General features: G+C 34.4%; 11 protein-coding genes. 2 read left to right on the forward strand and 9 right to left on the reverse strand.

What is annotated here, in order from left to right:
* Positions 1-160 precede the first annotated feature (160 nt).
* From RM519_RS02210 to ychF, 5 genes are all read right to left on the reverse strand, one after another.
* Complete coding sequence (locus tag RM519_RS02210; RefSeq protein WP_311591871.1) at positions 161-1,012, reverse strand: mechanosensitive ion channel family protein; 852 nt, start codon at positions 1,010-1,012, stop codon at positions 161-163.
* Positions 1,013-1,018: 6 nt separating this feature from the next.
* Entirely contained in the window at positions 1,019-3,712 is a 2,694-nt protein-coding gene (locus RM519_RS02215) for a DNA gyrase/topoisomerase IV subunit A (protein ID WP_311591872.1), read from the reverse strand.
* A complete protein-coding gene (locus RM519_RS02220; protein WP_311591873.1) occupies positions 3,712-5,568 on the reverse strand; it encodes a DNA topoisomerase IV subunit B in 1,857 nt (618 codons plus the stop codon). Before RM519_RS02220 ends, RM519_RS02215 begins: the two co-directional genes overlap by 1 nt.
* Positions 5,569-5,652: 84 nt before the next feature.
* Positions 5,653-6,555, reverse strand: coding sequence for a DMT family transporter (locus RM519_RS02225; RefSeq protein ID WP_311591875.1), 903 nt, complete (start codon positions 6,553-6,555; stop codon positions 5,653-5,655).
* Positions 6,556-6,647: 92 nt separating this feature from the next.
* Positions 6,648-7,739 (reverse strand): redox-regulated ATPase YchF, encoded by a 1,092-nt coding sequence (ychF, locus tag RM519_RS02230; protein ID WP_311591876.1) that lies wholly within the window; start codon positions 7,737-7,739, stop codon positions 6,648-6,650.
* Positions 7,740-7,808: 69 nt separating this feature from the next.
* Here ychF and RM519_RS02235 point away from each other — a divergent pair, with 69 nt between their 5' ends.
* Complete coding sequence (locus tag RM519_RS02235; RefSeq protein ID WP_311591877.1) at positions 7,809-8,498, forward strand: SIR2 family NAD-dependent protein deacylase; 690 nt, start codon at positions 7,809-7,811, stop codon at positions 8,496-8,498.
* Here the strand turns inward: RM519_RS02235 and RM519_RS02240 are convergent.
* The 4 genes from RM519_RS02240 to RM519_RS02255 form a co-directional block, all read right to left on the reverse strand.
* A complete protein-coding gene (locus RM519_RS02240) occupies positions 8,491-9,183 on the reverse strand; it encodes a copper homeostasis protein CutC (protein WP_311591878.1) in 693 nt (230 codons plus the stop codon). The two genes, RM519_RS02235 and RM519_RS02240, sit on opposite strands and share 8 nt — an antisense overlap.
* Positions 9,184-9,584: 401 nt before the next feature.
* Positions 9,585-10,589, reverse strand: a complete 1,005-nt coding sequence (locus RM519_RS02245; RefSeq protein ID WP_311591879.1) for an isoaspartyl peptidase/L-asparaginase family protein — start codon at positions 10,587-10,589, stop codon at positions 9,585-9,587.
* Between the two features lie 122 nt (positions 10,590-10,711).
* Entirely contained in the window at positions 10,712-13,798 is a 3,087-nt protein-coding gene (locus RM519_RS02250) for a VPS10 domain-containing protein (RefSeq protein WP_311591880.1), read from the reverse strand.
* A gap of 102 nt (positions 13,799-13,900) precedes the next feature.
* Positions 13,901-14,251 (reverse strand): 4Fe-4S dicluster domain-containing protein, encoded by a 351-nt coding sequence (locus RM519_RS02255; protein ID WP_311591881.1) that lies wholly within the window; start codon positions 14,249-14,251, stop codon positions 13,901-13,903.
* Between the two features lie 50 nt (positions 14,252-14,301).
* On the opposite strand from RM519_RS02255, the gene RM519_RS02260 reads away from it, so the two are divergent.
* A complete protein-coding gene (locus tag RM519_RS02260) occupies positions 14,302-15,357 on the forward strand; it encodes an acyl-CoA reductase (protein ID WP_311591882.1) in 1,056 nt (351 codons plus the stop codon).
* The last annotated feature ends 125 nt before the right edge of the window (positions 15,358-15,482 follow it).

A 15,482-nucleotide genomic window follows, 5' to 3' on the forward strand; every position in this document is an offset into this window, starting at 1 on the left:
CGAAATGATACATAAATTCAGAATATTATTTGTTTTTATAGATTTCCGTTTCGATAATTATCGGAACGGAAATGACAATTTCATATTAAAATGTGACAATACAAAGATGCTTCGACAGGCTAAGCATGACAATTTAGTGTGACATTTTCAGCTCATGCAATTATTTTACAATTTTATAAATATCAACTGGCATATCTATACCTTCTGTGATAAAACGTTTATGAACTCTTTCCGCGAGTAACGCACGATTTCTAAATTCTTCGAATGGTTCGCTAATCCATATATAAGCACGTAAATGAATTCTATAATTTTGTGAAGAAATAAATCTTACTTCTACATCGTTTTTATCTGATGATATCTTGCTATTTGGGTTGTCAATAATATAGTCAAGTTTACTAACTTCTTCTTGAATAATCTTTCGTGCTATATCCACATCTGCATAAATACCGATATAAAAATTATTAAAACTTAGTACTTGAGAATCATCAATAGTATGATTTAATACAGACTCCGTACTAATTATCGAATTTGGAATAATCAAACGCTTGTTCTCAAAGTTATTAATAACGGTATGGCGTAAGGTAATGTCTTGCACGATTCCGACTCTGGATTCATCCAATCGGATAAAATCCCCTACTCTAAATGGCTTAAATATTACAATGAAAGCACCTGCAATTAAATTAGAGATTGCAGCCTGCGCCGCAAAACCAATAATTGCTGCTAAAATTCCTGCTCCAGAAAATATAAAAGTAGCTTTAGAACGTAAGGCTGGCACGGACAATACAACCACTACTAAGGCTATAATCATAGAAAAAAACTTAATGGAATTCATCAAGAATTTCAAACTCGTAGTGCTATAATCACCTCCTGCTTTTTGAATTCTACGCTTTATGATTTTAGTAATCATAAAACGTACCAGTCTAGAAAACAACCAGGCACATAAAATAATAACAATAGTAAACAATGCTATTTCCCAAAATGTTTTTAATGTATAAGTAATTGCTAAAAGCATATTGCTTTAAAATAATTTGGTTTGATCTTTATCGTCTTTTTTAGGAGGTTTAATCGTAGGTTTCTTTTTATTGGCATCCACAATTATCGGTTTTGATTTTTCCTCTTCCTTCGGTTTTTCAATTTCTGGAATGTCCAGCGGCAGTGTTTCTACTACCTCTTCTTCTACCACTTCAACCTCAGCTATAACTGGAGGTGTGTACTCTAATGGTTCTAAAAGGTTTACTTGTCTTATTTTTTCAGAAGTCAACTGATTTCCTAATGATTTTATTCCCTTTACAGCTATAAAATCTTCAAAATTTACTTCCATTTTATCCAAACTTCTTTTTGAAAAAACGACTTCCGCCATTGGTCTATAATCAGTAGCTACAACTTGTAACTGAGACTTAGGGTGCTCTGTAATAAACAATTCCTCTTTATTCGGATTGTCAATCATAAAGCGTTTTACATAGTATTTCTCTTTTTCTCCTTCAAAATAAATAGCCGATAATGGCTTGTTCGGAATCCACTTTTCCAAAACAATCATATCATCGTTAAAATGAGTGGCCAATTCTGGAGTAATGGTTTTTGCCAATCCTTTTTGAGAAACAACTAACAATCTGTCTTCCGGAGTAAACTCACCTAATAAATCACCGCGTTCATCAACATTTAATCGCTGCACAGTATCATCAAACCAAATTTTACGAGGCTTTAGGGTAGAAATACCCTTCTCTTTTAATTCAATTTTTTTAACGGCATATTTGGTCAATCTATTTCCTTTAGACCCTCGACCTTTGATCAGGAGTTCTGAGAAATCAACATCCCACTTTAATTTTTTTATACTTCCTACTGCTCTTAAATGAATTGATACAATTTCAGCTTCACCATTCGGATTTGCTGTAAAATAAGTAACTATAGAAGCCTTATTTCCTGCTGTTAAATCATATTCTCTATCTCTTGTAACGCTTGTTACATGAAAACGTTTCATTAAGGTCGGACCACTTCTACCATCTCGATACATCATATTATAAACAGTCCGTTTATCATTCTTTTTGAAGATAGCAACATGAATAATATCTGTTCCAACAAAGGTCTTTGCTCCTACTTTGGTAATCATCATTTTACCATCTTTACGGAATATAATTACATCATCAATATCTGAACAATCCGTAACAAACTCATCACGACGTAAAGACGTTCCCACAAAACCTTCTTCTCTGTTTACATATAATTTGGCATTTTTCATCACCACCTTACTTGCAACAATATCATCAAAGATTTTCAATTCAGTTTTTCGCTCTTTACCTTTTCCGAACTTTGTTTTTAGGTTCTTAAAATAATCAATAGCGTATTCTATTAAATTATCTAGATAATTTTTAACCGCAGCTATTTTTTCTTCCAAAGATTCAATATGCTGCTTTGCTTTATCTATATCAAACTTGGAAATTTTCTTAATTCTAATTTCTGTTAAACGAACAATATCTTCCTTGGTAACTGCACGCTTTAAATGCTTAATGTATGGCTTTAACCCATCATCAATCGCTTTTATTACTCCTTCCCAGGTATCAACTTCTTCAATATCACGATAGATTCTGTTTTCAATAAAAATGCGCTCTAAAGAGGCAAAATGCCATTGTTCTTCTAACTCGTCCAATTGAATCTCTAATTCTTGCTTTAGTAAATCGACGGTGTGTTGCGTGGAATGTTTCAACATTTCACTCACACCTATAAATACAGGAGAATTGTCTTCAATGATACAACCTAAAGGTGAAATTGAATTTTCACAATTTGTAAAGGCATATAAGGCATCAATGCTTTTGTCTGGTGAAACACCATTAGGTAAGTGGATTAAAATCTCAACTTTTGCTGCCGTGTTATCCTCAATCTTCTTGATTTTAATTTTGCCTTTGTCATTGGCTTTTAAAATTGAATCTATCAATGAAGTAGTAGTCGTTCCAAACGGAATTTCCGTAATAACTAAGGTCTTTTTATCTAATTGAGAAATTCTGGCTCTTACACGAATTTTACCTCCTCGTTTACCATCATTATAATTAGATACATCTGCAATGCCTCCATTTAAAAAATCAGGAACTATTCTAAAACTTTTCCCCTTAAGAATCTTAATAGACGCATCGATCAACTCATTAAAGTTGTGTGGCAATATTTTAGTAGATAGTCCTACTGCAATCCCTTCTGCTCCTTGAGCGAGTAATAATGGAAATTTTACAGGTAAATCGACAGGTTCTTTTCTACGACCATCATAAGACATTTTCCATTCTGTAGTCTTTGGATTAAAAACTACATCTAAAGCAAACTTAGACAAACGCGCTTCAATATAACGAGATGCTGCTGCACGGTCACCGGTTAAGGTATTCCCCCAGTTTCCTTGCATATCAATTAACAACTCCTTCTGCCCTAGCTGTACCATGGCATCTGCAATACTAGCATCTCCATGCGGATGGTATTGCATGGTATGCCCTACAATATTCGCAACTTTGTTATAACGTCCGTCGTCCAAATCTTTCATAGAATGCATGATTCTACGTTGTACTGGCTTGAATCCATCATCAATTCCAGGTACTGCTCTTTCAAGAATTACGTATGAAGCATAGTCTAAAAACCATTCTTCATACATACCGGTAACTCTCGTAATCGTTTCCTGTGATTCGTCTTGACGCGTTAATTCTTCTTCGTTAAAATCTGGGTCGTTGTGTTCTTGCATTATATATCTTCCGCTAAATCAAGTTCAACTTTGAGGTTTTCGATGATAAACTTTTGCCTATCTGGAGTGTTTTTACCCATGTAGAAGGCTAATAGTTTTTCTATCGGCATTTCTTTATCTAGCATTACTGGATCTAATCTAATATCATTTCCAATAAAGTGTACAAATTCATTTGGACTGATTTCACCCAATCCTTTAAATCGTGTTATTTCTGGCTTACCTCTTAATTTATTTATTGCATCTCTTCGCTCTTGCTCAGAATAACAGTAAAAAGTTTCCTTTTTATCCCGCACTCTAAACAACGGTGTTTCCAAAATATACAAATGCCCTTCGCGAATCAATTCAGGGAAGAACTGCAAAAAGAAAGTAATCAATAACAAGCGAATGTGCATACCATCCACATCGGCATCCGTAGCAATTACAATATTGTTATAACGCAAATTCTCAATTCCGTCTTCAATATTTAATGCAGATTGAAGTAGGTTAAACTCCTCATTTTCGTATACAATCTTTTTACTTAAACCATATGAATTCAGTGGCTTTCCTTTTAAACTAAATACAGCCTGCGTATTTACATTTCTAGATTTGGTAATAGAGCCACTTGCTGAGTCTCCTTCGGTAATGAACAAGGTCGTATCCAGTCGATTGTCCTTTTTCATGTCACCTAAATGCACACGACAATCACGTAATTTTTTATTATGCAAGCTCGCCTTTTTGGCTCTGTCTCTTGCTAATTTTCTAATACCAGAAAGTTCCTTTCGTTCTTTCTCTGCCTGAACAATTTTCTTCTGAATTTTTTCTGCTACATCTGGATGCTTATGCAAATAATTATCAAGTCTACGTTTTACAAAATCATTTATAAATGTTCGAACTGTAGGTAATCCACCACCCATTTCAGTAGAACCTAATTTTGTTTTTGTTTGACTTTCAAAAACAGGCTCCATGACTTTAATACTAATCGCTGTAACAATAGATTTCCGAATATCTGAAGCGTCATAATTCTTCCCAAAAAAATCTCGGACTGTCTTTACAACCGCTTCTCTATACGCATTTTGATGTGTACCTCCTTGTGTTGTATGTTGTCCATTCACAAAAGAATGGTATTCTTCAGAATATTGTGATTTGCTATACGTCAATGCCATTTCTATGTCATCTTCTAAAAGATGTACAATTGGAAACAACATAGATTCATCTGCAATATTTTCTTTTAATAAATCCTTTAATCCATTTTCAGAAATATATTTTTCACCATTTAAAATAATTGTCAACCCTGTGTTTAGATACACATAGTTTTTAATCATTTTAATAATGTATTCCATTCGGAACTTATACTTCACAAAAATTTCTGGATCTGGTGTAAACCAAACTTTCGTTCCCTTTCTCTGCGACGAAGGTTCTACATCTGTTTTTAAGGTTAAATTACCTCTTTCAAACTCCGCTAAGGCCGTTTGACCATCTCTAACAGATTGCACCTTAAAACTTGTAGAAAGTGCATTAACTGCTTTGGTTCCAACCCCATTTAATCCGACAGATTTTTTAAAGGCCTTAGAGTCGTACTTACCACCAGTATTCATTTTAGAAACAACATCTACTACCTTACCTAATGGAATTCCACGACCGTAGTCACGGATAGTAACAGAGGTTTCTTTTACCGAAATTTCAATGGTTTTTCCAGCACCCATTACATACTCATCAATTGAGTTATCGAGCACTTCTTTGATTAAAATATAAATACCATCATCTGGCGAAGAACCATCACCCAATTTACCGATATACATTCCCGGTCGCATACGGATATGCTCTTTCCAATCGAGTGAACGTATATTGTCTTCGGTGTATTTTGTTTCTTGCGCCATTGCCTATGAGAGTTGAGGAAATGCTAAAATAGTGTTTAGAATCAAAAAAAGAAATAGTGAGTACTATTAGTTATCAACAAGAGATTAACTAGTTTTCTTTTTACTTTTAGAAATAAATATTACTCCTAAAATCACAATAAATGCACCAATAAACTGAACAGTTGACAATCTTTCATCTAAAAACAAATAAGCCAAAATAATAGTGGATATTGGCCCAATACTTCCAAATATGGAAAAGTTGTTTGCTCCCATTCTTTTAATTGCCAAAGACACTAAAAAGGAAGGAATTAAAGTTGAAATTATTGCCATTAAAAAACCTAACAAATAAACTTGATATGGATAATTTAGTAAATCGCCTCTATCAGTTATACCGTAATGTGCTACAACACATACAGTAGATACAATCATTGCCAAAGAAGTAAATGCCATAACTCCAAACTTAGGTATTAACCACCCACTACCTACCAAATAGGATGCGTAGGTCAAAGCGCTTAAGAAAATTAGAAAAGCACCTAAGGCAATATTAGAGCCTTCTAAATTAATTTCTCCCCAAAAAGCGATCACAACACCTACATAGGTAATTAAAATTGCTATAAGTTGTTTGGTCGTAATTTTCGTTTTTAAAAATATTCGAGAAATTAATAATACTAATGTCGGATAAACAAACAAGATGATTCGCTCCAATCCAGCTTTTATATATTTCAATCCTAAAAAATCAAAATAAGACGCCAAGTAATAACCAATAAATCCAAATAATATCAGCCAAACATAATCACTATTTCTAATTTCTATTGGATTTTGAGGTCTAAAGAAATAGAGTAAACCTAAATAAAAAGGCAAGGCAAACACCATTCTAAATACCAAAAGATGCAAAGAACTTACATCATATTGATAGGCTAATTTTACCATAACTGCCTTTGCAGAAAACATGACAATACCGACAATGGCAATAAGAACACTTGATAAGCTTATACTAGTTGATTTCATAGACTCAAAACTAATACTTGTTTTAAAAAAAAGCATCGCAAATAAAGCCTATTTACGATGTTCAATTCAAAATATTATTCGGTAAATTTAAATTATACGTTAAATCTAAAATTCATCATATCCCCATCTTGTACAATATATTCTTTCCCTTCTACACCTAATTTGCCTGCTTCTTTTACCTTCGCTTCACTTCCCAATTCTACAAAAGTATCGTACTTAATTACTTCTGCACGGATAAAGCCTTTTTCAAAGTCTGTATGAATAACTCCTGCCGCTTGCGGTGCAGTATCTCCAATATTGATCGTCCAAGCACGTACTTCTTTTACTCCGGCAGTAAAATAGGTTTGTAAGTTTAATAATTTATAAGCAGCACGAATTAATTTAGAAGAACCGGGCTCATCTAGTCCCATATCTTCTAAAAATAGTTGACGCTCTTCGTAGTCTTCCAATTCATTGATGTCAGATTCTGTACCAACTGCTAAAATAATAATCTCAGCATCTTCATCTTTCACAGCTTCTTTTACAGCATCTACATATGCATTCCCTGAAACTGCTGAATCATCGTCTACATTACACACATACAGAATAGGCTTGCTTGTTAGCAATTGCAAAGGCTTTAAGAACTCTTGTTCGTCATCAGTTAAATCAATGGCACGAACGGAATTGAATCCTTCCAATCCATCTTTTACTTTTACCAATGCTTCAAATTCTTTCTGTGCAGCCTTATCACCTGTTCTTGCAGATTTCTTTACACGTTCCATTTTCTTCTCTACAGCTTCCAAATCTTTTAGTTGCAACTCTACATCAATAGTTCCTTTATCTCTAACCGGATCTACACTTGCATCCACGTGAACTATATTATCATTATCAAAACAACGCAATACATGAATAATAGCATCTGTTTCTCTAATGTTTGCTAAGAATTTATTACCTAAACCTTCCCCTTTACTTGCTCCTTTTACCAAACCAGCAATATCAACAATCTCAACAGTAGCCGGAACTACCTTTTCTGGTCCCACCAACTCTTCTAATTTTTCCAATCGTGCATCTGGTACATTTACCACACCAATATTTGGTTCAATAGTACAAAATGGAAAGTTTGCACTTTGCGCCTTTGCATTTGATAAACAATTAAATAATGTTGATTTTCCAACGTTCGGCAATCCTACAATTCCTGCTTTCATGTGTAATAATTTTTAGCGGTGCAAATATAAGGTTTCGTTTTAGATTTTGTTCTTATTTTAGCGAGTAATATGAAACAGAAAAAAAGAATCGTTATTCTTACTGGTGCGGGTATTAGTGCTGAATCTGGAATTAAAACATTTAGAGATGGCGATGGCCTATGGGAAGGGCACGATATTCACGAAGTGGCGACTCCTGAAGCATGGTATAGAAATCCAGCATTGGTATTAGATTTTTACAATCAGCGTAGAAAACAACTATTCGAAGTTGAGCCAAATGCAGCACATCATTACATCACAAAACTACAAGAACTTTATGATGTTTATGTTATTACTCAAAATGTGGATGATTTGCACGAACGTGCTGGAAACAACAATGTAATTCATTTACATGGAGAATTAAGAAAAGTACGAAGTACCAAAGACCAATCATTGATTTATGATTGGCATAAAGATGTAACATTTAACGACAAGTGTGGAAAAGGAAGTCAATTACGACCTCATATAGTTTGGTTTGGTGAAGATGTTCCTGAACTTTCAAGAGCAGCCTTAATTACGCAACAAGCTGATGTCTTAGTAGTTATTGGTACATCTATGCAGGTATATCCAGCTGCAAATTTGATTTACGAAGTAGCTTTAGGTACGCCTATCTATTTTATTGATCCTGAGCCTAATGCGAGTAAGAAGCAGTTTGAAAATTTAACGGTTATCGCTGAAAAAGCCACTGTGGGAATGGAACAATTGGTTGAGATTCTTACTTAAATAAATCGATGATATCTTTTATTTTATCTTCATCAACCTCCATTAATTCACCCATTCCGAGGCTGGTTTCTCCACCAGATGATTTTCTAGCTGTAAAATGTAGGTTTTGAATTCCCGTAGCGGCAAGTTTTAAGGCGTTTTGAGGGTTGACGCCAGAACCTGGTTGAATTTCAATTTCTAGACCATGATTTTCTTGCAAATAAGTTATTACATCTAGTCCATCAACCACTTTAGGCTTTAAGCCTGAAGTCAACAATCTATCAAATCCCATTTCAATAACTTTTTTAATAGCCGACTTGTAATCCTTTACAAAATCAAAAGCCCTGTGAAAAGTTACCTCTAAGCCTAATGATTTTGCATATGAACATAACTCTTTATTCAATTCAGAAATTTCATGATCAGCTGTCAATATCCCAAAAACAACGCCTTTTCCACCTGCTTCTTTTATGCTCTTTATATCGAGCTTCATTACTGATACATCATCTGCATTGTAGACAAAACCACCTTCTTTATGGCGTACAATTGCATTCACAGCAATACCAGTATTAGCACACCCCTCTACCAACCCTATATTTGGAGTCAAGCCACCAACAGAAAGTGCAGCACATAATTCGATTCGTTTTGCGCCATATTTTACTGCCGCAAGTGCACCTTCAACTGAATCAGTACAAATTTCAAAATTCATTTTTTTTGTATTAAGATAGATTACTAATCCAAATTCTAATTACAGTCGAAAATTCTAATATTTGGTAGGCAACTATAAATATAAGGGGGATTAAATTAGACCTATGTTTCTTCCATTTGACTAGTAAACTTATATAAATGAGAATTGGTACAATCATGGCGTATCTTAACTCATAAAAATAGCCCCAGTGAAAGGACTGAAATAAAAGTGATATCAAAGTAAACAATGCTATAAATCCATAAACTTTTTTAAGTTTTATAACTGAATATATAAGATAGATAAAAACGAAAACACTAAAAACCCCTAAGATAATCATCATCATTTTCATATTACCCATAATGTAATTAATAAAAGAAGTGATAAATGACAATGCCAATCCCACTGTAATAAAATTTTTCATACTAATAGCCTCCAGGGTTTTTAAGGTTATATTTAGCATCTATTAATTCCTCTTGGGTTTTATCTTTCAATGCGTAGTTAAACCCAGAATACACACTATAGGCGCCTGCCTCTCCGTTTTTATTTAAAGCAATAAAACCAACTTGTAAATTCTCTAAATTATCATGTTTTGCAACGATTCTATCGACGGCTGCCTTACATGCGTCTTGAGGTGACATTCCGTTTCTCATAAATTCAACTACAATAGCACTTCCTGCAACTCTAATGATCGCTTCTCCCATTCCTGTTGCACATGCTGCACCGATTTCATTATCAACGAACAAACCTGCTCCTATTATTGGTGAATCTCCTACTCTTCCTCTCATTTTATATGCCATTCCACTAGTAGTACATGAACCAGATAAGTTACCATGTTCATCTAATGCAAGTAACCCAATAGTATCATGGTTTTCTACATTCACAACTGGTTTGTATTTAGATTCCTTTTTCCACTTTTCCCATGCTTTTTTTGAACCTTCAGTTAGTAATTCTCTTTGCTTAAATCCTTGTTCCAAAGCGAATTGTTTTGCACCATCTCCAACCAACATTACATGTGGTGTTTCCTCCATAACTTTTCTAGCAACAGAAATTGGATGTTCAATATCTTCTAAAAAAGCTACTGCTCCACATTGATTCTTATGATTCATAATACATGCATCCAAAGTAACCTTTCCTTCTCTATCTGGTCTACCTCCCAAACCAACACTTGTTCCATTTGGATCAGACTCTGTAACTCTAACACCTTGTTCGGCAGCATCTAAGGCCTTTCCTCCTTTCGACAGTACCTTCCAAGCTGCTTCGTTTGCTTGTATTCCATGATTCCATGTAGAAATAACTACTGGTTTGTTTTGTGGTTTTGACGTATTACTTTTTTCAGTTTCATTTGTCGAACTACCTTTAGCGTAAGAAGTAAGCACCGCTGCACCACCTAATGCTGATATTTTTATAAAATTTCTACGTGATTTCATTTGATTTGTTTCTTTAATTCGAAGAACGGACAATTTACGAATACTATCAAAACTTTTAGATGAATGACATCATTAAAAAAGCCCAAAACATGGTTTTGGGCTTTTGATGGTTTATTTTACTCTTACTCTTTTACAAAAAGATAGTTTAAATTCAGTTGATTAAAGGCTGAATTGAAAGATGAAATCTCTTCATCTATTAATTTGTCAAAAGCTGTCAATTGCACTTCAATAGCGTCGATTAGTTCGTTTTTAACCGCTTCATCTTGTGTTGTTGGTGCAAAATCGCCCATTCCAACTAACGAGTTTAAATGTCCTAACTTATTCGTTAATTTTATAGGGAAGTTCAAAGGATCTTGTCCACTTCTATTTTTAGTTTGATACAATTCATTTTCAATTTTTGAAAATTCTTTTACCAATTCTTTTGCCTTTTCTACAAGAGTTTGAACTTCTTCATTATCCCTGTATTGCGCCGAAAAAGATTTCAATTGAGAAGAAATATCTCTCATTTTTTTAATTGACTTATGCGCCATATCAATGGTTCTATTTACATCTGAAATGAACTCAAACTGGTCTCGCATATCATCATCGGTGCTTTCAGCTCTTGGGTCCGCAATAACTGAGAATTGTTGGGTAAAATGCATGTCATTCACATTTAATTCTACTTCGTATTCACCAGGAATTGCCCTAGGCCCCTCTAAACTTGCCCACCAAAGAATCATTCCTTTTAGCTTCTCGGCACCTTTGTACTTCATGTCCCAAACAAACTTATTGGCACCATTCTTCACTTTTAGTTTGTTCTTTATTGAATGATTACTAAATGTTTGAATGGTATCCCCGTGAGTATCGAAATAAGTTAATGAAACAGTGTCTTTCTTTGTATAATTATCAAGATTAAAGTAAGTAACAACACCTCCTGGCAAATTCGTTCCACTTGTTTTACTGTTTGCTCTTGATCTACCTCGCATTCTGTACGTATTTTTAGGCGTAAATAAGTGATGGCCTATATCAACATTTTTTAATTGGTGTATAATTGTTAAATCATCCAAAATCCATAAACTTCTTCCTTGCGTAGCAACTATTAGATTTCCTTCTTTAATTGTTAAATCGGTAATTGGTACTATTGGTAAGTTCAACTGTAATGATTTCCAATTAGCACCATCATCAAAAGAAATATACATCCCAGTTTCAGTTCCGGCATATAACAATCCTTTTTGTTTCGGATCTTCTCTAACAACTCTCGTAAAATGTTCTGAATCAATACCATTAGTGATCAACTTCCAAGATTTTCCGAAATCTGTAGTTTTATATAAATAAGGAGTGAAATCACCTAATTTATAACGCGTACCTGCAACATAAGCCGTGCCTTCATCAAAAGCACTAGGTTCAATGCTATTTATCATCATCCATTCAGGCATTCCTTTTGGTGTGATATTTTCCCAATTCTTTCCTCCATCTTTACTTAAATGTATCAGGCCATCATCACTCCCAACCCATAATAGACCTTCTTTTAATGGTGATTCTTGCGCAGCAAAAATGGTACAATAATACTCTACTGATGTATTGTCCTGTGTTATTGGCCCTCCTGATGACTTTAACTTTTCAGGATCGTTTCTAGTTAAATCCGGACTGATAATTTCCCAAGATTGTCCTTCATTTTCTGTAACATGAACATGATTAGAAAAAGTATACATACGTTTTGGGTTATGCTTAGAAAATAAGATTGGGAAATTCCATTGAAAACGATATTTCATTCCCTCAGCACCATGCCCCATCGGGTTATCTGGCCAGACATTTATTGCTCTAGTTGTTCCTGTTTTATGGTTTTTTCTTGTTAAAAATCCATCATAACTACCACCATAAACAATGTCATTATTCAACGGATCTACAGCAATGTGTGCCGACTCCCCTCCTGCGGTACTTTCCCAATCATCTTCAGAAATGGATGAACCGTTTGTTCTATGAGAAATTCGAATAGTAGAGTTATCTTGCTGTGCTGCATAAATTCTATACGGAAAATGATTATCCGTTGTTACTCTATAAAATTGTGAAGTTGGTTGGTTGTGATAAGTACTCCATGTTTCACCGCCATCATACGTTACTTGTGCACCGCCATCATCTCCAATAACCATACGGTCTGAATTTTCTGGAGCAATCCATAAATCGTGATGATCTCCGTGAGGTGCACCATGATTACTAAATGTCTTACCTCCATCTGTACTTTTATGGTAACTTACGTTAAGTACATATACCTTATCTACATCTTTAGTGTCGGCATATAGTCTGGTATAATACCACGCCCGTTGTCTTAACTTTCTTTCTGAATTTACTTTTTTCCAATTTTCTCCACCATCATCACTTCGGTACAAACCACCTTCATCTTTGTTTTCAACCATTGCCCAAATACGTTGGTTGTTAACTGGAGAAACGGTAACTCCTACAATGCCAAGCGTACCTTTTGCGAAACCGTCATTATTAGAAATCTCGTTCCAAGTTTCACCATTATCGCTACTTTTCCACAAAGCAGAACCTTCGCCACCAGAACTTAAACTATAAGGTGTTCTTTGAATTCTCCAAGTCGAAGCATATAATATTCTAGAATTTGTTGGGTCTAATTGTAAATCTACAACGCCCGCTAAATTATTTGAAAATAAAGTCTTCCTCCATGTTTTTCCGCCATCAATGCTTTTATAAACTCCTCGTTCTTCTGTTTCCTTGTAAATATTACCCATTACTGCAGCGTATACAATATTATGATCATTAGGGTCTATCGCAATTCTAGATACATGTCTCGAATTTTCTAAACCAACCGACTCCCAGGTTTTACCGGCATCAACACTTTTCCAAATTCCATAACCAGATGAAACATTACCTCTAACTGTTTTTTCTCCCCCACCAACATAAATTACATTTTGATCGCTTTTTGATATTGCAATAGCTCCAATACTTCCTCCAAAAAATCCATCAGAAATATTCTCCCAAGTTCGCCCTCCATTAGTAGTTTTCCATACACCGCCACCAGTGGCACCGAAATAGAATAAATTTGGTTTACCTCTAACACCCGTTACAGCAGCACTACGACCACCTCTAAAAGGGCCAATTAATCGGTATTCAAGTGCTCCATAATCCTTCTCATCAGTTGATTGAGACTGAGTAAATTCAAAATTAAATAATAGAAATAAACAAAAAACAAAGGTTAGTTTTGAATGCATAATAAAAGTAGTTTGGTTGAAAAATTAAAAGTACTCAAAAAAAATTAGCCAAAAAAAAACCCGAAACAAATGTTTCGGGTTTAAAATATTTTAATAAAAAATCTATTCTTTATGTAAAAAGGCTTGTTTTCCTAGCAACTCCTCCTCTGTTTCTACAACATCATCGTCAGGAATACAGCAATCTACTGGACACACAGCAGCACATTGAGGCTCATCATGAAAACCTTTACACTCTGTACATTTATCAGGTACAATAAAATAAACTTCGTCATCTACAGGCTCTTGATCCTCATCCGCATTTACTTGCTTACCATTTGGTAATACTACAGATCCCTCTAAGGATGTACCCTGTGCGTAGGTCCAATCCTCCGCTCCTTCGTAAATTGCATTATTAGGACACTCCGGCTCGCATGCCCCACAGTTAATACATTCGTCAGTTATAATTATTGCCATTTCTTTTTTTGCATTAAATTTGCCACAAAAATACAGCAAAATATTAAAATATGATACTCGTAGACCGAATTAATGCATTTGTAAAATTAGGCGAATTTTTAAGTCAGTTTTCTGTGGATTCCATAAAAAAGAAAGCAAATATTTTACATAATGACTTGTTTTTTGAAGTGTATGAAACTCAAATTAAACGTGCCCACGAAACAAATGGATGGTTTGATGTTGAAAATGTATGTTTTAGTTTACAAAGTTGGTCTGAGGCTTTAACAGAAGAAAACTTAACGGAATGGACGGCTAATTATGCTTTTAACAACAAATCTAAAAGTGTTGCCATTATTATGGCAGGAAATATTCCTCTTGTTGGTTTTCATGATATTTTGAGTGTTTTAATAAGCGGTCATAAAGTAGTAGCGAAGGTATCATCTAACGATAAATACATTATTCCTTTAGTCGCCAAGTATCTTCAATATATTAATCCTGAATTCAAAGAATTAATAGAGTTTACGGAAGGAGAATTGAAAGGTTTCGATGCAGTAATTGCAACTGGAAGCGATAACACTGCCCGTTATTTCGATTATTATTTTGGAAAGCATCCGAACATAATTAGAAAAAATAGAAATTCTGTCGCGGTTCTAACAGGTAACGAAAGTAAAGAGGAATTAGAAGCCTTAGGTGAAGATATTTTCAGGTATTACGGCTTGGGTTGTAGGTCCGTCTCTAAATTATTTGTACCGAAAGATTACAACTTTGATAGTTTCTTTAAAGCCATTTTTAAATATAGTGATGTAATCAATTATAACAAATATCAAAACAACTACGATTACAATAAAGCTGTTTACCTAATGAGTCTTTTTAAATTGCAAGAAAACGGCTTTCTAATGCTTAAAGAAGACGCTAATTATGGTTCTCCAATTGCTACCCTATTTTATGAGTACTATGAATCAATAAATGGACTTGAAAATAAATTAGAAAATGACACTGACAAGATTCAATGTGTCGTTTCGAATTCTGACATAAAGAACACGGTGGCTTTTGGACAATCACAACATCCAAAACTTTGGGACTACGCCGATGGTATTGACACTTTGGCATTTTTAAACAACCTATAAAATCAATTATTTAAGGCATTTGAAATTGTGCCATATAATTCCCTATAAAAATTGTAGGCTTATTTTATTGTTATATCAAAAACTTGTTGATTTATTTATCATTTTATTAGCACTTATTCTCATAT

Origin of the sequence: Urechidicola vernalis (assembly GCF_031846385.1) — a bacterium.
Taxonomy (GTDB): Bacteria; Bacteroidota; Bacteroidia; order Flavobacteriales; family Flavobacteriaceae; genus Urechidicola; species Urechidicola vernalis.

Bases quoted from the DNA above. Each gene is read 5' to 3' on its own strand.
- RM519_RS02210 (WP_311591871.1), bottom strand. From the start codon at position 1,012: ATGCTTTTAGCAATTACTTATACATTAAAAACATTTTGGGAAATAGCA.
- RM519_RS02215 (WP_311591872.1), bottom strand. From the start codon at position 3,712: ATGCAAGAACACAACGACCCAGATTTTAACGAAGAAGAATTAACGCGT.
- RM519_RS02220 (WP_311591873.1), bottom strand. From the start codon at position 5,568: ATGGCGCAAGAAACAAAATACACCGAAGACAATATACGTTCACTCGAT.
- RM519_RS02225 (WP_311591875.1), bottom strand. From the start codon at position 6,555: ATGAAATCAACTAGTATAAGCTTATCAAGTGTTCTTATTGCCATTGTC.
- ychF (WP_311591876.1), bottom strand. From the start codon at position 7,739: ATGAAAGCAGGAATTGTAGGATTGCCGAACGTTGGAAAATCAACATTA.
- RM519_RS02235 (WP_311591877.1), top strand. From the start codon at position 7,809: ATGAAACAGAAAAAAAGAATCGTTATTCTTACTGGTGCGGGTATTAGT.
- RM519_RS02240 (WP_311591878.1), bottom strand. From the start codon at position 9,183: ATGAATTTTGAAATTTGTACTGATTCAGTTGAAGGTGCACTTGCGGCA.
- RM519_RS02245 (WP_311591879.1), bottom strand. From the start codon at position 10,589: ATGAAATCACGTAGAAATTTTATAAAAATATCAGCATTAGGTGGTGCA.
- RM519_RS02250 (WP_311591880.1), bottom strand. From the start codon at position 13,798: ATGCATTCAAAACTAACCTTTGTTTTTTGTTTATTTCTATTATTTAAT.
- RM519_RS02255 (WP_311591881.1), bottom strand. From the start codon at position 14,251: ATGGCAATAATTATAACTGACGAATGTATTAACTGTGGGGCATGCGAG.
- RM519_RS02260 (WP_311591882.1), top strand. From the start codon at position 14,302: ATGATACTCGTAGACCGAATTAATGCATTTGTAAAATTAGGCGAATTT.